General features: G+C 73.3%; 20 protein-coding genes. 9 read left to right on the forward strand and 11 right to left on the reverse strand.

The genetic code is table 11. The annotated features are described in order from the left end of the window. Positions 1-3 precede the first annotated feature (3 nt). From fusA to OG500_RS05390, 3 genes are all read right to left on the reverse strand, one after another. On the reverse strand, positions 4-2,139 hold the full coding sequence (fusA, locus tag OG500_RS05380; RefSeq protein WP_329577148.1) for an elongation factor G: 2,136 nt from the start codon (positions 2,137-2,139) through the stop codon (positions 4-6). A 328-nt stretch (positions 2,140-2,467) separates the two neighbouring features. Further along, positions 2,468-2,821, reverse strand: a complete 354-nt coding sequence (locus OG500_RS05385; RefSeq protein ID WP_327065207.1) for a hypothetical protein — start codon at positions 2,819-2,821, stop codon at positions 2,468-2,470. A gap of 286 nt (positions 2,822-3,107) precedes the next feature. Next, positions 3,108-4,406 (reverse strand): hypothetical protein, encoded by a 1,299-nt coding sequence (locus tag OG500_RS05390; protein WP_327065208.1) that lies wholly within the window; start codon positions 4,404-4,406, stop codon positions 3,108-3,110. Positions 4,407-4,699: 293 nt separating this feature from the next. Here OG500_RS05390 and OG500_RS05395 point away from each other — a divergent pair, with 293 nt between their 5' ends. The 6 genes from OG500_RS05395 (at position 4,700) to OG500_RS05420 (ending at position 10,186) form a co-directional block, all read left to right on the forward strand. Then, positions 4,700-5,746, forward strand: coding sequence for an alpha/beta hydrolase (locus tag OG500_RS05395; RefSeq protein WP_329577153.1), 1,047 nt, complete (start codon positions 4,700-4,702; stop codon positions 5,744-5,746). Positions 5,747-5,871: 125 nt separating this feature from the next. Next, positions 5,872-6,366 carry an SRPBCC family protein gene (locus tag OG500_RS05400; protein WP_329577155.1) on the forward strand — a complete coding sequence of 165 codons (495 nt, stop codon included), beginning with the start codon at positions 5,872-5,874 and terminating at the stop codon, positions 6,364-6,366. Positions 6,367-6,425: 59 nt separating this feature from the next. After that, a complete protein-coding gene (locus OG500_RS05405) occupies positions 6,426-7,451 on the forward strand; it encodes an alpha/beta hydrolase (protein ID WP_327065211.1) in 1,026 nt (341 codons plus the stop codon). 29 nt (positions 7,452-7,480) lie between these two features. Next, complete coding sequence (locus tag OG500_RS05410) at positions 7,481-8,437, forward strand: NAD-dependent epimerase/dehydratase family protein (RefSeq protein WP_329577158.1); 957 nt, start codon at positions 7,481-7,483, stop codon at positions 8,435-8,437. Between the two features lie 118 nt (positions 8,438-8,555). Beyond that, positions 8,556-8,975 (forward strand): ASCH domain-containing protein, encoded by a 420-nt coding sequence (locus OG500_RS05415; RefSeq protein WP_329577161.1) that lies wholly within the window; start codon positions 8,556-8,558, stop codon positions 8,973-8,975. A 383-nt stretch (positions 8,976-9,358) separates the two neighbouring features. After that, positions 9,359-10,186 carry an SAM-dependent methyltransferase gene (locus OG500_RS05420; protein WP_329577164.1) on the forward strand — a complete coding sequence of 276 codons (828 nt, stop codon included), beginning with the start codon at positions 9,359-9,361 and terminating at the stop codon, positions 10,184-10,186. Positions 10,187-10,275: 89 nt separating this feature from the next. On the opposite strand, the gene OG500_RS05425 is transcribed toward OG500_RS05420, so the two are convergent. Both OG500_RS05425 and OG500_RS05430 read right to left on the reverse strand, forming a co-directional pair. Next, a complete protein-coding gene (locus OG500_RS05425) occupies positions 10,276-11,079 on the reverse strand; it encodes a thioesterase family protein (RefSeq protein ID WP_329577167.1) in 804 nt (267 codons plus the stop codon). An 87-nt stretch (positions 11,080-11,166) separates the two neighbouring features. Further along, positions 11,167-12,186 (reverse strand): serine protein kinase RIO, encoded by a 1,020-nt coding sequence (locus OG500_RS05430; RefSeq protein WP_329577169.1) that lies wholly within the window; start codon positions 12,184-12,186, stop codon positions 11,167-11,169. Between the two features lie 385 nt (positions 12,187-12,571). Between OG500_RS05430 and OG500_RS05435 the strand changes: the two genes are divergently transcribed. Continuing rightward, complete coding sequence (locus OG500_RS05435; protein WP_329577172.1) at positions 12,572-13,012, forward strand: BP74-related protein; 441 nt, start codon at positions 12,572-12,574, stop codon at positions 13,010-13,012. Here OG500_RS05435 and OG500_RS05440 read toward each other — a convergent pair. The 3 genes from OG500_RS05440 to OG500_RS05450 all read right to left on the reverse strand — a co-directional run bounded on the left by OG500_RS05440 (position 12,999) and on the right by OG500_RS05450 (position 16,175). After that, positions 12,999-14,246 carry a CaiB/BaiF CoA transferase family protein gene (locus OG500_RS05440; RefSeq protein ID WP_329577173.1) on the reverse strand — a complete coding sequence of 416 codons (1,248 nt, stop codon included), beginning with the start codon at positions 14,244-14,246 and terminating at the stop codon, positions 12,999-13,001. The two genes, OG500_RS05435 and OG500_RS05440, sit on opposite strands and share 14 nt — an antisense overlap. 78 nt (positions 14,247-14,324) lie before the next feature. Further along, the gene (locus OG500_RS05445) at positions 14,325-14,882 is read right to left on the reverse strand and encodes a DUF2165 domain-containing protein (protein ID WP_327065221.1); all 558 of its coding nucleotides are present in this window, start codon (positions 14,880-14,882) and stop codon (positions 14,325-14,327) included. 111 nt (positions 14,883-14,993) lie between these two features. Next, positions 14,994-16,175, reverse strand: coding sequence for a PP2C family protein-serine/threonine phosphatase (locus tag OG500_RS05450; RefSeq protein ID WP_329577177.1), 1,182 nt, complete (start codon positions 16,173-16,175; stop codon positions 14,994-14,996). A 155-nt stretch (positions 16,176-16,330) separates the two neighbouring features. Between OG500_RS05450 and OG500_RS05455 the strand changes: the two genes are divergently transcribed. Continuing rightward, positions 16,331-16,609 carry a hypothetical protein gene (locus OG500_RS05455; RefSeq protein ID WP_329577180.1) on the forward strand — a complete coding sequence of 93 codons (279 nt, stop codon included), beginning with the start codon at positions 16,331-16,333 and terminating at the stop codon, positions 16,607-16,609. A 60-nt stretch (positions 16,610-16,669) separates the two neighbouring features. Here the strand turns inward: OG500_RS05455 and OG500_RS05460 are convergent, their stop codons facing one another. Both OG500_RS05460 and OG500_RS05465 read right to left on the reverse strand, forming a co-directional pair. Next, on the reverse strand, positions 16,670-17,725 hold the full coding sequence (locus OG500_RS05460; RefSeq protein WP_327065224.1) for a DUF3048 domain-containing protein: 1,056 nt from the start codon (positions 17,723-17,725) through the stop codon (positions 16,670-16,672). A 93-nt stretch (positions 17,726-17,818) separates the two neighbouring features. Beyond that, on the reverse strand, positions 17,819-18,835 hold the full coding sequence (locus tag OG500_RS05465) for a GlxA family transcriptional regulator (RefSeq protein ID WP_329577186.1): 1,017 nt from the start codon (positions 18,833-18,835) through the stop codon (positions 17,819-17,821). Between the two features lie 104 nt (positions 18,836-18,939). Here OG500_RS05465 and OG500_RS05470 point away from each other — a divergent pair, with 104 nt between their 5' ends. Beyond that, positions 18,940-19,248, forward strand: coding sequence for a putative quinol monooxygenase (locus OG500_RS05470; protein WP_327065226.1), 309 nt, complete (start codon positions 18,940-18,942; stop codon positions 19,246-19,248). A 127-nt stretch (positions 19,249-19,375) separates the two neighbouring features. Here the strand turns inward: OG500_RS05470 and OG500_RS05475 are convergent, their stop codons facing one another. Continuing rightward, positions 19,376-21,469, reverse strand: a complete 2,094-nt coding sequence (locus tag OG500_RS05475) for an NEW3 domain-containing protein (RefSeq protein ID WP_329577190.1) — start codon at positions 21,467-21,469, stop codon at positions 19,376-19,378. Between the last annotated feature and the right edge of the window lie 9 nt (positions 21,470-21,478).

Below are 21,478 nucleotides of genomic sequence, written 5' to 3' on the forward strand. Positions count from 1 at the left end.
CGCCTACCGGGCTGCCGTCCCCGCGTCGGCCGGGGCCGGGGCGTAGCCGGTGGGTCGGGCCGTGAAGGTGCCCCGGCCCTGGGTGCGGCTGCGCAACCGGGTTGCGTAGCCGAACAGTTCGGCCAACGGCACGGTGGCCGTGACCGTGGCCGTGCCGCCCCGCGCGGTCGAGCCCGAGACCCGCCCGCGCCGTGCCGCCAGGTCGCCGAGCACCCCGCCCACCGCGTCCTCGGGCACGGTGACGGTGACCTCCACCACCGGTTCGAGCAGCGCCAGCACGCAGGCACGCAGTGCCTCGCGCAGCCCCTGCCGCCCGGCGGTGCGGAACGCCAGCTCCGAGGAGTCCTTGGGATGGGTGGCACCATCGGTCAGGGTGACCAGCAGCCCGGTCACCGGGTGCCCGCCGAGCGGCCCGTCCGCCAGCGCGTCCCGGCAGCCGGCCTCCACCGCCCGGACGTACTCCTGCGGCACCCGCCCGCCGACGACGGTCGAACGGAAGACGAAGCCCTGCGCGCTGCCCGACTCCTGCTCCTGCCCGGCCGGTGCCGTCAGCGGCGCCACATCGAGCACCACATGGGCGAACTGCCCGGCGCCGCCGTCCTGTTTGACGTGCCGGTGGACCAGGCCCGACACCCCGCGCAGCACCGTCTCCCGGTAGGCCACCTTCGGCCGCCCGACGTTGACCTCCAGCCCGTGGTCGCGGCGGACCTTCTCCACCGCCACCTCCAGGTGCAGCTCGCCCATCCCCGACAGGACCGTCTGGCCGGTCTCGGAGTCGGTGCGCACCGCCAGCGAGGGGTCCTCCTCGACCAGCCGCGCCAGCGCCGAGACCAGCCGCTCGGTCTCGGTGCGGCGCCGGGCCTCGACGGCCACCGAGACCACCGGGACGGCCACCGAGGGCGGTTCGAGGAGCAGCGGGGCCGCCGGCGCGCACAGCGTGGCGCCGGCCCGGGCGGCCTTCGGCCCGATCACCGCGACGATGTCCCCGGCCACCGCCCGGTCCACCTCCGCGTGCCGGTCGGCCTGCACCCGCAGGATCCGGCTGATCCGCTCGGTCCGCCGCGCGCCCACGTCCAGCACCGCCGCTCCCTTGTCGATCGTGCCGGAGTAGACCCGCAGGAAGGTCAGGCGCCCGGTGCTGGTGGAGTTCACCTTGAACACCAGGGCCGCGAACGGAGCCGCCGGGTCGGCGGCTCGCTCCTGCACCGCGTCGTCCGCCCCGCTGCCGCCCGCCCCGCCGGCCCCGTTGGCACCACGCACCGGCGGTACGTCCAGCGGCGAGGGCAGGTAGGCCACCACGGCCTCCAGCAGCGGCTCGATGCCGCGGTTGCGGTAGGCCGAGCCGCACAGCACCACCACGCCCTCGCCCGTGCGGGTGAGGGCGCGCAGCGCGGCGGCCAGCGTCGGCGCCTCGACGGTGCCGGTCGCGCAGAACTCCTCCAGCGCGCCCGGGTGGAGCTCCGCCACCGCCTCCACCAGCAGCCGGCGGCGGTGCTGCGCCTGCGGCAGCACCGCCTCCGGGACCGGCCCCTCGGCGAAGCCGTCGCCGTCGCCCCCGTCGGCCCAGACCAGCGCGCGCATCCGCAGCAGGTCCACCACGCCGGTGAAGCCGTCCTCCGTACCGATCGGCAGCTGCACCACCAGCGGCGCCGGATGCAGCCGCTCGCGGATCGAGGCGACCGCCGTGTCGAGGTCCGCGCCGGCCCGGTCGAGCTTGTTGACGAAGGCGATCCGGGGCACACCGTGCCGGTCGGCCTGACGCCACACCGACTCGCTCTGCGGCTCCACGCCCGCGACGGCGTCGAACACCGCGACCGCACCGTCGAGCACCCGCAGCGAGCGCTCCACCTCGTCGGCGAAGTCGACGTGGCCCGGGGTGTCGATCAGGTTGATCCGATGGCCGTCCCAGGCACAACTCACCGCGGCGGCGAAGATGGTGATGCCGCGGTCGCGCTCCTGGGAGTCGAAGTCGGTGACGGTGGTGCCGTCGTGCACCTCGCCGCGCTTGTAGGTGGCGCCGGTGCGGTAGAGGATCCGCTCGGTGACGGTGGTCTTGCCGGCGTCGACGTGGGCCAGAATGCCCAGGTTGCGAACCGTGCCGAGGTCGTCGACGTGCTGAGTGTGCGGGTTGCTGCGCATGGCCCATGGCCTTTCAGGGTGGTTCCCGAACGGGTCAGCGCGATTGCCGGACGAAACGGCCCGTGGCCGGGCCGACTTGGCCCCCTGCCCCCGCCGCGGTGCGACGTGCGTGCCCGGGCGGGTCACCACCGGGCGCGGCGGGGTCAGGAGTTCGTCACGGAGTCCGGTGCCGGCCGCGCAGCGGGCACCGGGCGCACGAAGACACCAGGATCACCTCGTACCGGGACGGGGGAACGACGACGGCGGTGCGGTACCGCATGGCCACTCTCCCCTCAACTCGTCCCGGTGCGCGCCACGATGACGGTGCGGCGCGCGATCAGTGGCGAGCCTAGTGAAGCCGGTCCGCCGGGGCACCGGGTTTTTCGGCCGGCACCGGCGTCTCCTCCCACCGCAGTGCCCGAAGCGCCCAGCTGAGCACCATGTCGCGGTACGGGTCCGCGGCGTCCAGCGCCTTGGCGACCGCCAGCGCCTCCTCCAGCAACCCCCTTCGCGCGTCCGGAAGTTCACGAAGGCGGTGCGAGTCGCTCAGCCGCAGCAGCACAACGGCGAGCTTGGAGCCGTAGGCCGCCGGGCTGACCTGGGCCAGCACCCGGTACACCCACAGCGCGTCCGGCCCGTGCAGCACCGGCCGGTCGGTGCTCAGCAGCTTCATCCGCGCCCGAAGTACGGTCTCGCGATCCATCGTCGCCCCCTCGTCGTCCCAGCACCTCCCGGGCCGGTCCCCGCCGGCGGCGGGGCAGCACGACGTCCGCGCCGGCGCCCGGTGACGGACGCCGGCACGTGAGCCGGGAGGTGGATGACGTCGAGTCTGCGGGCCGCGGGGTGCGCGGACAAGGGCGGACGAGCGTGCGCTCCGTCCTACCGCCGAGGCCCCGGAGCAGGCATGATGGAGTCGACACACTGCCGGCGACAGCCGTGACAGCCGTGGGAGCCGTGGCAGCCGCGAAGGCCGCGAAGGCCGCGAAGGCTCAGCTCTTCGCCTTGGCGAACCGGCTCTTCAGCTCCAGGGCGCGCGAGAACTGGTCGTCGGCCGTGGTCGTCCCCTTGGGGAAGTCGACCTTCATCAGCTTCTGGTAGGCGTCGGGGCGGAACTCGGTCATCAGCAGCCAGCCGCTGCGCACGTAGCTGGTGGGGGCGCTGTTACCGGCGCCGTCCGTCCCGTCCACGCGGCCCGCGTAGTGGCCCGCCCCCGTGCTCATCACGTCCACGAAGGTGTTGGCGAACGGAGCCATCATGGCCGGGGTGATGTGGTAGCGGCCGGACAGGTAGGCCCGGTACAGGCCCGCGGTGTCCAGGCTGCCGTGGTCGTTGTCCTCCGTGTCGCCGCCCGCCGGGGCGTACATCCACGTGTAGGCCGTCTTGCCGGCGTGGTCGGTGTACTTCTGCGCCTGCGAGAAGAACCAGTCGACGCTGGTCTGCACCAGCGAGTCGTACTTGGTGACCCGCTGCGGGTCGTCGCCCAGCAACTGGTGGGCGACCGCCAGGTTCTGGAAGCCGTAGTCGAACATCATCTGCTGGTTCCACGGCACCGGCTGACCGCCCTTGTAAGGCGAGTCCGACGCGAAGTACATCCGGTTGCCCTGGGAGACGTCCAGCAGCCGGGACAGGATGTGCTGGTCGACGGAGGTGTCGGCCTCGGCGACGAACTTCTTGGCCCGGTCGAGGTAGGTGGCGCCGTAGCCGTGCGGGTCGCCGTCGGCCACCGGCTTGTTCCAGATCGCGGGCGTCTGCAGGATCAGCCGGGCGCAGTTGGCCAGGTGGCCCACCGGGTCGCCCTGTTCGCCACCGGTGCCGATCGGGTCGGTGGTGACGTTGTTGGGCCACGCCGGGCCGATGTCGCCGGTCCAGAGCACGTGCTGCCCGACCGGCGCCGGCGCCAGGTCGTCGCGCTCGGACAGCACGGTGTCGCAGTAGCCGATCATCCGGTCCAGGATCGCCTGGTCGCCGGAGATCTCGTACACCATGCCCATGGCCTTGGTGTCCTCGCCGCTGTGCCCCTGCGCCCACTGGTTGCCGATGTTGTCCCCGGCCGGGGTGAGCGTGCGGATGTAGGAGTCGAACGAGCTGATCTCGGCCGGCGTGACCGGGCCGGTCAGGCTGCTGAGCTTCATCACCGGGTGCGCGCTCGGCGCCGCCGAGGCCGGCGCCGCCGCCACGGCCACCGACGTCGTCCCGCCTCCCGTGCACCCGAGCGCGAGCAGACCGGCGCTCAGACAGGCGAGTGTCGTGCTTCCGAGCAGGACCTTCGCGGGCTTCCGCGGAACCATGGCGGGACCTCCTGATGGATGGTCAGACCAGCTGACCCAACCGAGCCGTCGTCCGGCACGCGCCTCGGGCGCGCGTCGTCGGACCGGGTCGGCCGGATGGCCGACGCCTGGGTTGACGGCGCTCGGACAGGCGCGGGTTCACCGCCGGGCACGGGTTCACCGCCAGACGCGGGCGGGCGCGGGCGGCTGCGGCTCCGGACTTGCCGAAACGGCAACAAGCCTCGGCGTTCCCGGGCCGCCCGCCGGATGATCACTGCTGAGAGCTCCGAGAGCCCCGATCCTCTGGAGGACGCATGTCCCAGCAGACCACCAGGCCACCGCGGACCACCGAGCCGCGCCACCGTCTGGTCCCCTCCCCCGCCGGCCGGATCCACCTGGTCGAGCAGGGCACCGGCCCGCTGGTGCTGCTCGTGCACGGCTTCCCGGAGTCCTGGTACTCGTGGCGCCACCAGTTGCCGGTGCTGGCCGCGGCCGGCTTCCGCGCGGTCGCCGTCGACGTGCGCGGCTACGGCCGCTCCTCCCGTCCCACCGAGGCTGCGGCCTACGGCATGCTCGACCTGGTGGCGGACAACACCGCCGTGGTGCACGCCCTGGGCGAGCGGTCGGCGGTGATCGTGGGGCACGACTGGGGAGCGGCCATCGCGGCGAACTCGGCCCTGCTGCGGCCGGACGTCTTCCGCGCGGTGGGCCTGCTGAGCGTCCCGTACACCCCGCGCGGCGGGCCGCGGCCCAGCGAGGTCTTCGCCCGGCTCGGGGCGGGCTCGGGCTCGGGCTCCGGCTCCGGCTCCGGCTCCGGCTCCGGCTCCGGCGAGGAGTTCTACGTCTCCTACTTCCAGCAGCCCGGCCGCGCCGAGCGTGAGATCGAGCCCGATGTCCGCGGCTGGCTGGCCGGCTTCTACGCCGCGCTGTCCGCCGACACCATGCCCGCCCCCGGCGCCCCGGACCCGCACTTCGTCACCCCCGGAGGCACCCTGCGCGACCGCTTCCCGGCCGGGGCCCTGCCCGGCTGGCTCAGCGAGCACGATCTCGACGTCTACGCCGGCGAGTTCGAGCGCACCGGCCTGACCGGGGCACTCAACCGCTACCGCGCCATGGACCGCGACTGGGCCGACCTCGCCGCCTTCGACGGTGCGGCGATCGACCAGCCGTCCCTGTTCCTGGGCGGTGCGCTGGACGCCTCCACCACCTGGCTGGCCGACGCGATCGCGGCCTTCCCCACCACGCTGCCGGGCCTGGTCTCCTCGCACCTGCTGGAGGGCTGCGGCCACTGGATCCAGCAGGAGCGGGCGGCGGAGACGAACCGGCTGCTGCTGGAGTGGCTGACGGGGCTGCCCGGGTGAGGTGACCGGCCTGGGCGCCGCCGTGCGGGGACGGCCACCGGGCCGGCATGTCACGTTCCGCGCCCCTCCCCTGTCCAGCAGGTGTCAGGACGGCTTCACCGCCCGCTCCGCAGGAGGGAAGAGACATGGCAACCGTGACGGTACGACGGGTCATCGCGGCGCCGATCGGCGAGGTCTTCGACTGGTGCGCCACCACCACGAACTACACCCGCACCCGGTTCGTCCTGCGGGCGCGCCTGGCCCGGCCGGGGGCGGGCGCGGCCTACGGGGTGGGGGCCGTCCGGGTGCACACCTGGCTGATCGGCTGGTTCCGCGAGCGGATCACCAGCTACCACCCGCCGTACGACTTCGACTACACCGTGGACCGCAGCTTCCCGCCGGCCCGTCACGAACTGGGCCGGATGACCTTCACCGAGGTCGGCGGAGGCACCCTGGTGGTCTGGGAGACCGCCTTCCGGCTCCCCGCCCCGTTCGGGGACGCCTTCGCCCGCGTGGTGGGCGCCCCCGTCATCGGCCACGTCTTCGGCCGGATCCTGGCAGCCGCCGACCGGGCGCTCACCGCCGGTGCGGGAGGCTCGCGCGGCCGTGTTCCCGGCGAGCCCCCTACCGCCCTACGCTGAGCGCGCCACGCTCCATACGCCACACGCCACACGCCACACGCCAACGGAAGGGGCACCCCATGCTCCCGTGGTCGGCCGACCTCGCGGGCCGGATGGACCGGCAGGTCATCACCAGCGAGCTGCTGCGCGGCAACCCGCTGGGCGACCCGTTCGAACGGCCGCTGCACGTCTACCTGCCGCCGGGGTACGACGACGAGCCAAGACGGCGCTACCCCGCGGTCTACGTGATCCAGGGCTTCAGCGGCCATCTGGGCATGTGGTACAACCGCACCCCGTTCCGCCGGCCCTTCCCGGAGACCGCCGACGCGCTGTTCGCCGGCGGTACGCCGCCCGTCGTCCTGGTCCTGGTCGACGCCTGGACGTCCTACGGCGGCAGCCAGTTCGTCGACTCGCCCGGGACGGGCCGCTACCACGCGTACCTGTGCGAGGAGGTCGTCCCGTACGTCGACGCCCGCTACCGCACCCTCGCCGGGCGTGAACACCGGGCGATAGCCGGCAAGTCGAGCGGCGGGTTCGGTGCGATGATCACGCCGATGCTGCGTCCGGACCTCTTCGGGGCGCTGGCCACGCACGCCGGGGACGCGCTCTACGAGTACTGCTACGTACCCGAGTTCCCGCAGGTGGTGCGCACCCTACGGCCCTGGGGCGGTGACATCGGCGCATGGTGGGACGACTTCCGGCAGCGGCCCGCCATGACCAGGCCCGGCGACGACGTCACGCTGAGCGCGCTCGGCGTGGCCGCCTGCTTCTCGGCGGACCCGGACGGCACGCCGCGGCTTCCGTTCGACACCGGCACGGGTGAGCTGATCCCGGAGCTGTGGCAGCGCTGGCTCGACCTCGACCCGGTCCGGATGGTCCCCCGACACGCGGAAGCGGTACGGTCGTTGCGCGCGGTGTGGATCGACGCCGGCACCCGGGACGACTTCTTCCTGGACGTCGGCGCCGAGGCCTTCCACCGGGCGGTCCGCGCCGCCGGACTGCCCGAACAGGCGGTCCGCTTCGAGCTGTTCGACGGCGGCCACGGCGGCATCGACTACCGCTACCCGCTCGCCCTCGACTGGCTCGCCCGCCGGATCCAGCCCTGACGCGCCGATCTGAGGTAGCGTCACCCCTCATGCGCATTCTGGTACTTGGCGGCACCGTGTTCGTGGGCCGCGCGATCGTCGACGAAGCGTTGCGGACGGGCGCGGAGGTGACCGTGTTCGGCCGTGGCCGCACCGGAGCCGAACTCTTCCCCGCCGTGCCCCGGTTGATCGGCGACCGGGACAGCGGCGACTACCACGCCCTCGGCCGGGCGGGCGACTGGGACGCCGTGGTGGACGTCAGCGGCTACGTGCCGCGTCACGTCGGCCAGGCGATGGCGGCGCTCGGTGACCGGGCCGGGCGCTACCTGTTCGTCTCCAGCCACGCCGTCTACGCACGGACCGGCGTCGGTCCCGGCTCGGACGAGGACACCCCGCGCCGCCCATCGGTGCGGGACACCGAGGAGCTGAGCGAGGCCACCTACGGGCCGCTCAAGGCAGCCTGCGAGGACGACGTACTGGCGCGCTACGGCGAGCGGGCCACGATCGTGCGGCCGGGCAAGGTGGTCGGCCCGCACGACCCGCAGGCCGGGCTCACCTACTGGGTGCGCCGGGCCGCGCGCGGCGGCCGGGTGGCGCTGCCCGGCAGGCCCGAACAGCCCATCCAGCTGGTCGATTCGCGCGACCTGGCCACCTTGGTGGTGCGGCTGCTGCGGGACGACCGGCCCGGCGCGTTCCACGCCGTCGGTCCGGCCGAGCCGATCACCCTGGCCGGGCTGATCGGCACCTGCGCGCGGGTGGCGGGCAGCGAGGTCGAGATCGTGCCGGTGCCCGCGGAGGCGGCGCCGCCGTTCTTCCCGCTGATCCGACCCACCGCGCAGTGGACGGCCCAGCAGCGCAGCCCGGCCCGCGCCCGGGCCGCCGGCCTGCCCGCGACACCGCTCGCGACCACCGTCGCGGACGTGCTCGCCTGGGACCGCGAGCGGGGCGAGCCGCCGCTGGCGGAAGGGCTGTCGCCGGAGCAGGAGGCCCAACTGCTCGGCGCCTGACGGATCTCCGCCGCAGGCGGGCTGGTCACCCTCTGGAAGCGCCTCGCAGTCAGTTGACGCCCTCAGCTGTGGTGAAAATCCCGTTGCCCCAGCACAACACCCTTCGTACCCTCACCCGATGGACCACGACGACCTGCCGCCCCTCGAACTCGCCTTCCCCGGCCCGGAGCGCGACAGCGGCGTGGCCGCGATCCTCAGCGGCCACAAGACCGCCCTGACCGGCCTCCTGGCGCTCTACCGGCACGCCGGTGAGGAGCTGCCGACCGCCGGACAGCGGCTGTCCGTGCTGGACTCCGCCAACCGCCCGGTCGCCACCATCGAACTCGTCGACGTCCGCGTGGTTCCCATGGCGGAGATCGACGACGCCTTCGCCCTCGCCGAAGGCCGCGGCTACGAGGACGCGGCCCACTGGCGGGCCGCCCACACGGAGTTCTTCCAGAGCACGGGCGTGAGCGAGTACCTGGGCCACACCCCAGTCATCGACGACTCCACCCTCGTGGTCGCCCAACAGTTCCGCCTGGTCGATCCGACGCCGTGATTCGCCCCTGGCCCACGACCGGATCGGGCTCGCAGACACACCAGACCTGCTTGCCAATGCCCTCCCGAGGCCCCCAGCCCCACGCCTCGGACAGCGCATCCACCAGCAGCAGCCCCCGACCCGACTCCCCGTCAGCGTCCCCACGCTGCTGTGGCAGCGTGTCGGAGGCGTCCTCCACCGTGATCCAGAGCAGGTCCTCGTCCACCTCCAGTCGGAGCCGGATCAGCTGATCGTGCCTTGTCGCGTCAACTCGGCATTGAAAGTCGGAGCATGATCGGCCATCATTCGCGATGAGTCTGCACGGCGGCCCGCCCCACGCGCCCCGTCGTTCCCGGGCACCCCACCGCCCATCGCAGCCGCGTCGCACCAGAGGAGCCCCCGCCGTGTCGGACCAGGACACCCGCACCGCACCGGCCGTCGCCGGCGCGTACGACCCGCCGCCGCCGAACATCGCCCGGGTGTACGACTACCTGCTCGGCGGCAAGGACAACTACGCGGCCGACCGGGCCGTCGGCGAGCGGATCGAGCAGACGCTCCCCGCCGTCCACCTCGGGGTGCAGCAGCAGCGGGCCGTGCTGCGGCGGGTGGTGCGGTACCTGGTGGGCGAGGCGGGGCTTCGGCAGTTGGTGGACCTCGGGTCGGGGCTGCCGACCGCGGACAACGTGCACCAGGTGGCGCACGCCGTCGACCGGTCCACCCGCGTGGTGTACGTCGACAACGACCCGGTGGTGCTCACCCACGCCCGGGCGCTGCTGGCCGACAACAAGGAGACGACGGTCCTCGCGGGCGATCTGCGCGAGCCCGCCGCGCTGCTCGCGGATCCGGTGCTGCGCGGCCACATCGACTTCGACCAGCCGGTGGGGCTGCTGCTCTGCGGCATCCTGCACTACGTCCTGGACGAGGAGGAGCCCGCGCTCATCGTCCGCCAGCTGGTCGACGCCCTGCCCTCGGGCAGCTACGTCTTCATCCACCACCTGCTGGTCGCCGGTGAGGACGCCGAGGCGGCTGCCGCGGAGGCGGTGCTGCGCCAAGGCGTGGGCCGCGCGCAGTTCCGCACCCCGGCCGCCGTCGCCGCCTTCCTGGACGGCCTGGACCTGGTCGACCCCGGCGTGGTCACCGTCGCCGAGTGGCGCCCGGACGCCGACACCCCGCCGCTGAGCGCCAACCCGGTGCTGCGCCTGGCGGCGGTGGGCGTGGCGCGCAAGCCCTGAGGCCGAATCGCTGGTCGAGCGGCCGCGGTCACCCGGATCGGGTGGCCGCGGCCCACGTGCGTCCACGCGCCGCGAGGCCCGACGAGCCGTCAGCGCTCCGCGACGAACAGGGTCTGCAGCACCTGGCCGCAGGCACCCGAGGCGTCGTCCAGCCGGCCGAGGGCCAGGCCCGAGCCGAGCGGGCTCGCGGTGGTGGCCGCGCTCAGGCAGAGCCACTCGCCGACCGGGTCGCGGTGCAGGGCGAGGGTGACGTCGGTGTTGATGACCATCTGCCGGACGTGGTCGAGCTCGAAGGCCACCGCCCAGTTGCTGTCGGCGAGGGTGAGCGCGCGGGTGAGCGGGGTGTCGGCGCTGCCCGCCACCAACGGGATCCGCTGGCGGGCCCACGCCGTCCCGGGGCCCGGCCGGTCGAAGCCGGTGCCGGGCGGGAAGCGCCACTCCATCGCCGAGACGTAGCCGTCCAGGTTGGCGCCGCGCAGGCCGTGCGGCGGCTGCGGCCCGGGCAGTGGCGGCGGGGTGGGCTCCGGGCGCAGCTCCGGGGTGTCCGACGGGCTCGCGGCCAGGCGCCAGGCCCGGGCCAGCATCACCACCTGGCCGTCCGCGGTGATCTCGCCTTCGAGCAGCTCGGTGCGCGCGCCCGAACGGACCGTGCGCACGGCCACCGTGAGTTCGCCGACCGGGACAGGGCGCGGGATCTCCAGCGTCACCCGCGCGATCCGGAACCCCTCGCGCGCCTGGTGGCGCTCCAGCGCCCGGCCCAGCAGCGCCGACGGCGGGCCGGCGTGCTGGGCCTTCGGACTCCACGGTCCGGCGGTGGACCTGGTGCTCTCGAACCGGCCCTCCCCCAGGTCCAGGTAGAAGGACTCGGGCTGGTGCGGTGAACCACCGGTCATCTGGTGCGGCCCCCTCGGCTGCGCGGTCTGCTCCTGGCGATCGACAATAGATCAGTCGACAGATCAGTCCACAGACCAGTCGACAGATCAGTCGAGCCTCGCCTCGAAGGCCAGCTCCCGGGCCAGCTCCTCGACCCGCCGCTCGGCCAGCCCCCGGGAGGTGAACCAGGCGCCGACGTTGCGCACGTCGCGCTCCAGGAAGGAGCGTCCGCGCGGGTTGGCGATGACGTCGACGATCTGCGGCACGTCGATGATCACCAGGCGGCCCTGGTGCACCAGGATGTTGTAGGCGGACAGGTCGCCGTGCGCGTAGCCGTCCCGGGCGAGCACGGCCAGGCTGGCGCCGAGTTGCTGCCAGAGGTCGTCCAGGTCGGCCTCCTCGGGCCGCAGTTGGGCCAGCCGCGGGGCGGCGGCACCGGAGGGGTCGCCGATGAACTCCATCAGGATCTCGGTGCCGAGGATCTGGACGGGGTAGGGCACGGCCACGCCGGCCGACCAGAACCGGCACAGCGCGGTGAACTCCGCGGCGGCCCACTGGCCGGCGATCGCCTGCTTGCCGAAGTCGGTGCGCTTGGCCATCGCGCGGCTGACCCGGGACTCCTTGTGGGCCCGGCCCTCCAGATAGCCGGAGTCGCGGTGGAACATCCGGTGCTGGCCGTCGCGGTAGCGCTTGGCGGCCATCAGGGTGCGGCGCCCGGTGCCCGGCACCGCGCGCTCCAGCAGGAAGACGTCGGCCTCCTTGCCGGTCCTCACGATGCCGAACTCGGTGTCGACCGCGGCGAGTTCGGTGACCACCCAGTCGGGGCGCGGCTCGGGGCCCTTCTCGGTGGGGGTGGACTGGTCCCAGGTGGACCAGCGGTCGCCCTCGGCCGGCCCGTCCCCCGCCGGGACGGTGTCGTGGCGCTGGTCGCCGTCGACGTCCCCGGTGGTGTCGTCGCCGAACTCGAATCCCCGGGCCTCGTGGCCCCAGGCCTCGTCGCTCTGGGCCTCGTAGCCCTGGTACTGGGCGAACGCCTGCTCGTAGGCGTCGTCGTCGAAAGCACGGCGACCCGCGCCCTTGCTGCGGATACGGCTGAAGGACTCGTCGTCGGCAAAGCGCTTGCGCATGACTGATGTGCTCCTGGTGGAGGTGGGCCCACCGGAGGGTGCGTCAGCGGACGCGGCGTCAGCCGGCGGGCAGGAAACGAGAGAGGGCGTAGGGCGCGCACGCAGAGGCGCGCCGCGTCACGGCGGCGACCATCAGCACCTCACCTCGCTCTCTCACCTCGCAGGAACGCCACGATGCTATCGGGCCACCAGCGGGGCGCAACCGATTTACCGCCGCCCGCCCGAGGAGCCGCAGCGACGGCCCGACTCAACGCAATGGGCGGATCGGGAACAAAAGCCCCATGGGGCAGACTTTGCCACGACAAGACCATTCCTTTGCCTTCTCGATTACGTTCGTGGGAGCGGTCGCAGAACGCGACCCGACAGGCACTGGAGGTGCTGACTCATGCGACGGATCCTCACCAAGTTCAGTGGTCTCGCGGCGATCTCGATGCTCGCCCTGGCCGTGGCCCAGCCGGCCCAGGCGGCCCAGGCGAGCGCGGCGCCGGCCTACTTCGAGTTCACCGACAGCACGCAGCAGACCTTCGTCTTCAAGCTCACCGACCAGGGCAAGATCCAGCAGGCCCGGAACATCCTGGCCGGCACGGAGACGGAGCGGACCCAGGTCATCGGGAAGGTCGTCAAGACCCCCGCCCCCTACAACAAGCCCTGGAAGTACCAGCTCGACCCGGACTCGGTCTCCTTCTTCGGGATGGCCGTCGAGGCGTGCGACTCGAACATGGTCTACCTGGGCCAGCACCTCAACGAGGTGGGCGGCGCCTTCCTGCCCGGCTCCACCTGGTGTGACTGGGGCTCGAAGCTGACCCGCGAGGTCACCCCGCAGTAGCCGACGACCCCCCGAGCGCCCCGGCCGCACGCAGGGCGGTGATCCGCTCGGGCGGGTAGCCGAGTCCGCGCAGCACCGGCTCGGTGTGCTCGCCCAGCGCCGGTACCGGGCCCATCGGCAGCTCGACGCCGGCGAAGTCGAACGGCGGCAGCAGCCCGCGGATCTCCCCGGCCGGGGTCGCCACCGGGCGCCAGCGGTCCCGGGCGGCCAGTTGCGGGTGTTCCAGCAGGTCGCCGACGTCGTTCAGCCGGGCCGAGGCGATGGCCAGTGCGTCCAGGAGCTTGATCACCTCCGGCACGGTCATCGTCACGGTCCGCCCGGCCACCAGCGCGTCGACCTGCCGCCGGCGGCGCACCCGCTCGACGTTGGTCGCCCAGTCGGGGTGCTCCGCGAGTTCGGGGCGGGCCAGAAAGTGCTCGGCGAACCTGGCCCACTCGCGGTCGTTCTGAATGCCGATCAGCACCTCCTGCTCGTCGGCCGTGGGGAACGCGTCGTAGGGCGCGATGCCCGGGTGGGACAGGCCCGCCCGGCCCGGCGAGCGGCCGGTCCCCTGGGTGTGGTGCAGTTGGTGGCCCATCCACTCCGCCGTCGCCTCGAACATCGAGATCCCGACCGCGCTGCCCTGCCCACTGCCGGCCCGGCCGACCAGCGCGGCCAGCGTGCCCGACAGGGCGTACATGCCGGCGGCGATGTCCGAACTGGGCACGCCGGTCTTGGCCGGCTGCTCGGGCGTACCGGTGAGCGAGACCAGCCCCACCTCGCCCTGGATCAGCATGTCGTAGGCGCGTTTGTCCTGGTAGGGCCCGCCGGAGCCGTAGCCGGAGAGGTCCACCGTGATCAGCCGCGGGTGCCGGGCGCGCAACTCGACGGCGCCGAAGCCGAGTCGGGCGGCGGCCCCGGGAGCCAGGTTCTGCACGAAGACGTCCGCGCCCGCCACCAGGTCGGCGAGCACGGCCCGGCCCCCGGGTGTCCGCAGGTCGAGGGTGATCGACTCCTTGCCCCGGTTGAGCCAGACGAAGTGGCTGGCCAGTCCCCCGACGCTGCGGTCGTAGCCGCGTGCGAAGTCGCCGCCGTCGGGCCGCTCGATCTTCACCACCCGGGCGCCGAGGTCGGCCAGGTGCCGGGTGGCCAGCGGCGCGGCCACCGCCTGCTCCAACGCGACCACCGTGACGCCCGCCAACGGCAGCGACTGCGGCTGCGGCAGCGGCAGCGGCAGCGGCAGCGGCTGAGACATTGGCTGAGCCAGCGGCTGAGACATGCGACCCCCTCCCGAACGTCGGCCTCCCCCAGCCCTACCCCCCGAACGCCCGGCTCAGTCGGTCGACCAGTGCGTCGAGGGCAGGTGCAGCACGAGCAGCGCCAGCCCCGCGAGCGTCACGTTGCGGATCGCGGCGTCCAGCCCGTTCCAGGCCTTGGACTGCCACATCGCGAACCACTCGCCGCCGATCGCGATGAATCCGACCCCGAAGAGCACCAGCATCATCAGCAGCCCCAGCGTGCTCACCCGCCGCACCCGGGTGAACTCCCGCCGCCGCAGCGCGGGCACCCACCAGGCCGTCGCCACCAGGAGCAGCAGCGCGGCCAGCGCCTCCCAGACGATGATCAGGACGTACCCGGCGTCCTGCAGCGCGGGCGAGGTGATGGCCCGCCACATCAGGTTCCGGTCGTGGAAGGTGGTGTCCATCGCGAGCACGTGGTGGACGAACTGCTGGTTGGTGCCGAAATCGGTGATGTTGCCGAAGACCACCAGGAGCAGGTAGAGCGCCACCGTCGCGGTCAGCACGGCCGCCGCCACCGGCAGCGTGCCCAGCGTGAGCGCACCCTCGCCGACGGTGCGGGTGCGGGCGTGGGTGGTTCCGGTCGCCGGCATGCCGGGCCTCCCAGGTGGGTCGGGGTCGCTCCGTACGGTAGCCGATCGGTCGCCGACGGACACGGCGGCGGCACCGAGGTCATGCCCCTCAGTGGTGCGCGGTCACCGAGGTCACGCCCCGGGCGGTGCGCGGTGGTCATGCCCCTGGTGGTGCACGATCCGGCCGAGCTGGCGGCCCAGTTCGGGCCCGGCGGCGCGGTGGAGCGCGATCAGGGCGGCGTCGTCGCCCAGGTGACCGCCGGCGTGCGCGAGCAGGTCGCGGCGCAGGTGGTGCAGCAGGGCCTCGGTGCCGAGCCCGGTCCACTGGGCGGCCCGCTCGGCCAGGGGGTAGAAGCGCCCGTCCCGGTCGCGGGCCTCCACCACGCCGTCGGTGAACAGCAGCAGGGTGTCGCCGGATTCGAAGGCGGCAGTGTGCACGCTGTGGTCGGCCGGCCCCAGCGGACCGATCCCCAGCGGCGGCGAGGGGTAGAGCCCGGCGACGGGCGCGGCCCTGTCCCGGCGCAGCAGCAGCGGTACCGGGTGGCCGCAACTGGTCAGCCGCAGCACCGGCTCCTCCTCGGGGATGTCCAGCAGCAGCGCGGTGATGAAGTGCTCCACCAACTCGCCGTCCACCTCGGCGGCCTCGGCGAAGTAGCGGCGCACGCTGCGGTCCAGGGCGGCGGCCAGCTCGGGCAGGGTGCCGTACTGGTACACGGCCTCGCGGAAGGCGCCGAGCAGCGCGGAGGCCTCACCGATGGCGGCCAGGCCCTTGCCCCGGACGTCGCCGATGATGACCCGGACCGTGCTCCCGGTGCGGGTCGCCGCGTACAGGTCGCCGCCGATCCGCGCCTCGTGCTCGGCGGCCAGGTAGCGACTGGCGATCCGCAGCGGGCCGAGCCGGTGCGGGAGCGGGCGCAGCAGCACGGCCTGTGCGGCCTCGGCCACCGAGCGCACCCGGGCCAGCTCCTCCCGGCGTCGCTCGCGGACCCGGCAGAAGAAGACGATGAAGGCGGAGAGCACCGCGAGGGCGGCGATCTGCACCATCACGTTGCGCGAGGTGAGCACCCCGAAGTGCAGACCGATCCAGGCCTGCGCCCCCACCGCCAGGAGGCCGATCAGCGCCGTGAGCCGGGGCCCGGCGAAGGAGGCGGTGATCGCGGGCGCGATCACCAGCAGCGGGCCCAGGTGCACGTCCGCTGGCACCGCGAGGTCGACCAGGGTGATCACCGCGATCAGCACGAGCGGAATGGCCACCAGCGCATGGCTCGACCGCCATGGCTGCCCGCCGCCGGCGAGGCGCTGCCGCAGACCCATGTCTTCCACTGTGCGCCGTCCCGGGGCAGCGGACGAGCGGACGGGCACGAGCAGGCGGGCAGGCGGGCATGCGGGCAGGCGTGGACGAGCGGGCGGACGGGCGGACAGGCGAGCGCGAGCGCGGGCGCGGGCGGCCGTCGGGCGAAGGGGCGAGGATGAAGGGAGAGGTGAGCCGCACCGGCAGCGCCCCGACGAACCTGGAGGGCGAGATGAGCGACGACCCACGCATCGGCACCCCCGGCACCTACGAGTTCTCCGCCCCGGACGGCGTCCTGGACGTCGAGTGGATCGGCCTGGACCCCATGGCGTGCGCCCGGGCCCGGGCGCACGCCGAGCGGGTGGAGGGCGGCAGCGGCGGCGAGTACGTGGTCACCCAGATCCGGCGGCGGGCCGCGAACGGCTGGCACGTCGTCCCACGGGACACCGCGGGCTGAGCCAAAGCGTCCGGGAGCCGAAGCGCCCAGGCCCCGAAGCGTCCACGCGCCCCGGAGCGTTCAGGAGGGCGCGAGCACCACCCAGACCTGGCCCGGATGGAAGTCCATCGGCTGCCCGTCGGGCTGGGTGAAGGTGGTCGGGCTGGCGTCGGTGGGCCGCGACCAACTGGCGTCGTAGGCCTTGCCGTCCCGCAGCACCGTGGCGCTGCCGCTGCCCACCGTCGGGGCGTAGGGCGACGGGACGCCCGGGGAGTCCTCGAAGCCGCGCGGCGAGGTGGTCTCGGCGACGTGCTGGATCACCACGGTCGGTGCGCCCATCTGCCCGGCGTCGGTCGTCCGGGCCGGTTTGCCGTCCATCGAGACCAGCCACTTCTGCTCCTGCTGCGACCAGTCGAAGCTGAACTTCGCAGCCGGGAAGCCGACGTTGACGGTGCTCTCGGCCTGCCCGCCGGCCGGCGCGGGACCGAACCGGAAGCCGATGTCCTGGGCCTGCGCGGAGTCGGGGTAGGCCGCCAGGATGCTGCTCGGGCGCACGAAGAGGTTGTACGGCGCCACTCCAGGGCCCCGGAAGTACGAGGAACCGGCCTGTGTGGCCGAGGCGTTGAAGATGTTCGCGTCCGCCAGCACGGGCAGGAACCTGGTCAGCGCGCCGGAGTAGGCGAAGGCCACCTTCCCGTACTGTTCGAGGATCGGCAGATCCGACTCGCGGGCGCTGCGCACGGGTCCGACCACCGAGGGGAAGTGGTTGGCGTCGAAGACCGCCAGGAAGCGGGTGATGCCGCCCTCCACCTCGATCGTGTAGACCACGTCGGCGGAGTTGATCCCGGTCTGCGGGCGGGCGTTGACGATGTTGTCGATCTTCACCGCGACGATCCGGCCCTCCGGCTGGTCGAGCCCGGTGAGCGGGGCGACCCCGTTCGGCGAGCCGGACGGCGGCGCCGTCGGGGCGCCGGAGGGCGGGCCGGACGCCGTCGGGGAGGAGACCGCGGTGGGGTGGCCACCGCCGCCGCTGATGGTGGCCAGCGCCGTGCCGACACCGATGGCGACCAGCGGAACGCTGACCACCGCGACCTTCCCCGCCGTCGAACGGCGCTCCCACCACTGTCTGAGCCCCATCAGTAGCCTCCCGCCTGCCGAGCGGTCCGTGTCCCCCACTCCAGACTGCTCGTGCTCCCCGCCGCCGTCCATCTCTGGCGCAGGACCCGGGTCTCAGCCCCCGACCTCGCGGCGCAGCCGGCCCGCCGTGGTGCCGAGGCGGTCACGGAGCAGGGTGGCCAAGGTGGTGGCGTTCTCGTAGCCGACCCGGCGGGCGACGGTCTCGATCGGCAGGTCGGTCGTGCGCAGCAGGTGGGCGGCCTGTTCGAGGCGGATGCGCTGGGCGAAGCGCAGCGGGGAGATGCCGAGGACCCGGTCCAGCGCGCGTTGCAGGGTGCGCTCGCTGGTGGCGAGGGTGCGGGCCGCGTCCGCGATGCGCAGTGGCTGATCGAGGTGCTCGCGGACCCAGCGCTCGAAGGCGGCGACGGTCGGGTCGGTGCGGGCGAGGTGCTCAGGGATGGCGTAACTGGCCTGGCTGGGGCGGGAGTCGACCACGAGGTAGCGGGCGGCGAGATCGGCCAGGGCGGGGCTGCGGTCGCGGACCAGGGCGAGCGCGAGGTCCAGGTGGGCCAGCGCGGCACCGGCGGTGGTGATGCCGGCGGCGCGGGTGAGCATGCTGCTCTCGTCCAGTGCCACCGCCGGATAGCGCTGTCGGAAGAGCGGGGACAGCCACCAACTGGTTGTCGCGGGAAGCCCGTTGAGCACGCCGGCGTCGGCCAGCAGGAAGGTGCCGGTGCAGGCGGCGGCCAGCTCCGTGCCGCCGGCGTGGGTCCGCTCGACCAGCTCGCGGTCGGCGCGCCGCTCGGGCGCCGCCAGCCAGTCGACGAGCGGGCCCGGCTGCTTGTGGGCGACGCCGGGGACGATCAGCAGCTCGGGCGGGTCGGCCTCCTCGGGCCGGCGCACCGCCACGGCGTGCCCGGCCGCGGTGCGCACCGTCGCGCCGCCCCCACCGCCGTCACCGCCGTCACCGCCGCGACAGGAGCCCGCCTGCGGGCTGACGCAGGTCAGCTCCCAGCGCGGCGGTGGCTGCGGGAGCTCGCCGCGCAGCTCGTTGGCCGTCTGGAAGACGTCGAGCACCGAGGCGAGACCGGAGTCGAACACGCCGTCGAGGACCAGGACCGAGATCTTCATGGCGGAAACGGTAAGGGATGTGTCGTTTCCGCCACTGAGCGGGACACCCATCCCGCTCATAGGTTGGTCACATCAAGCCAAGCACCTGAAGGGACCACCTCCTCATGACCACCTCCGCCACCCACCGCGTCGGCCTGCTCGTCCGCCTCGAGGCCAAGCCGGAGCACGCCGAGGAGCTCGGCGAGTTCCTGGCCGGCGCCCTCCCGCTGGCCCAGGCGGAGCCCGGCACCAACGCCTGGTTCGCGCTGCGCCTGGGCCCGACCACCTTCGGCATCTTCGACACCTTCGGCGACGACGCGGGCCGCAAGGCCCACCTGGACGGACCGATCGCCGCCGCCCTGATGGCCGAGGCACCCCGACTGCTGGCGAGCGCCCCGGAGATCGTGCCGGTGGACGTGCTTGCGGCGAAGTAGCAGAAGCAGGCCACGCAGCGGTAGCAGGCAACGCCGCAGCAGCAACAGCGGCGGCAGCAACAGCACCAACCCGAGGGGCCCGGCCGAGATCGCCCCGGCCGGGCCCCGTTCCACGCTGCGGACCGGCTCAGCTCTGGCTGAAGCCCGAGAAGTCCGCCTCGCCCGAGGTCCCGTCACTGTGCGAGCTGGTGAAGACGCCCACGTCCTGGGTCGGGTGCACGCCGGGCACCGTGGCGCTGCCGACCTGGGTCCAGGTGCTGCCGTCCGTCGAGTAGTAGCCGGTGAAGACGGAGCCGCTGCGCACCAGCTTGAGCCAGCTCGGGTACGCGGCGGTGCCGGTGCCCTGGTTGGCCGGGGCACTGTTGGAGTCCAACTGCCCGCTGCCGGTGCTGTCCCACTGCAGCACGTAGCCCTTGCCCGGGGCCTCGGCCAGGATCACGTAGCCCGCCGAGGCGCCGGGCTGGGTCAGGTCGTTGCGCACCATGATCCCGGACTTGGCCCAGTCACTGGTGTCGGCCTGGCCGGTGACCTTGACGACCGTCGTGGAGCCGTCGTGCTCGGCACCCGACTGGTAGACCGTGCTGTACTGGTCGGTGCTGCCCCACAGATCCGCGCCCGCGCCGTCGACGGCGATCGCGTCGCCCTGCTTGCCGAAGACGGCGCTGTTGTCGGTGAAGGTCTTGAACGGCGCCGCCACCGGGGCGGCGACCTCGACCGGGTTCGCCGAGTCGGCGCTCACACTTCCGCCGCTCCAGTGGGCCGAGGCGGTGCCGGTGAGGGTGGCGTGGGTGATCGGGGCGGGCAGCGTGGCCGGCGCCGTGACCTGGAAGGCCGCGATCGCCTCATGGCCGCTGGGCACCTTGCCGAAAGCGGTGCCGGTCAGCGGCCTGACCTGCCACCCGGCCGGAGCGTTCAGCCCCAGCCGCAGGTCACCGACGGCCTGGGCACCGTTGTTGGTGAACGTCGCGGTGACGGTGCTGCTCTGACCGGGCGTCTGGTTCGGCACAGTGGTGGCCAGTTGGACGCTCGGCGCGTACGTGCCCGGCGAACTGGTCCTCGCCACGCGGTACATGACCGTGCCGTGGGCCGGGACGGAGGCACTGATGGTGCCCGCGCTCTCGGTGGTCCGGTGCGCCCACAGGTCCCGCAGCGTGTAGCCGTGGGCGCCGGGCAGGCCGACGGCGGCGGCCGTGGTGGAGATGACGGCCGGGGCGGCGTTCTCGTTGAAGAGGGTCACCGCCACGCTGCCGTCCGCCAGCGGCTTGGCCAGCACGTCCAGACCGCCGGCCAGCGTCACCGGGGTGCCCTGGCGGCCCAGTTTGTCCTGGTCGACCGCGATCACCTCGCGGTTGCCGTAGTCGGCCAGCGTGTCGGTGCTCGCGGTGGTCAGGTCGGTGCCGGAGATCAGCGGGGCGGCCATCTCGGCCCAGAGCGAGAACTCGGAGCGGTCCTCGGTCGCCGTCATGCCGTTGCCGACCTCCAGCATGTCCGGGTCGTTCCAGGCGCCGGGCCCGGCGGCGGAGGCGAGTTGGACGTTCTGGTGGAAGTTGGACAGCAGGCTGCCGAAGGAGGCGTTGATGTCACCGGTGGTGCGCCACAGGTTGCCGACGCCCGGGCCCCAACTGGGCACGGACTCCAGGCCCCAGTCACAGAGGCTGTAGACGATGGGCCGCCCGGTGGCGGCCAGCGCCGTGCCCATCGCCTGGTAGCGCTGCGGGGCCGGGACGCCCTGGTTGTAGCAGTTGTCGTACTTCAGGTAGTCGACGCCCCAGGCGGCGAAGTCGCCCGCGTCGGTGGTCTCGTGGCCGAGGCTGCCCGGGTAGCCGGCGCAGGTCTGGGTGCCGGCGCTCTCGTAGATCCCGAGCTTGAGGCCCTTGGCGTGCACGTAGTCGGCGACGGCCTTGATGCCGCCGGGGAACTTCACCGGGTCAGGGACGAGGTGGCCGCCCGCGTCGCGGCTCGAACTCATCCAGCAGTCGTCGATGTTGACGTACTGGTAGCCGGCGGCTCGCAGGCCGCTGGAGACGATCTTGTCGGCGGTCTGCTCCACCAGCTTGGCGCTGACGTTGCAGCCGAAGGCGTTCCAGTCGTTCCAGCCCATCGGCGGGGTGAGGGCCAGCCCGTTGTCCAGGGCGGCGGCGGGCGTGGCGGTCAGTGAGACGGTGGCCAGTGGCGCCACCGTCAGGGCAGCGGCGACTAACGCCGCCCAGGTCCTGCGCATACGGTCTCC

Origin of the sequence: Kitasatospora sp. NBC_01250 (assembly GCF_036226465.1) — a bacterium.
Taxonomy (GTDB): domain Bacteria; phylum Actinomycetota; class Actinomycetes; order Streptomycetales; family Streptomycetaceae; genus Kitasatospora.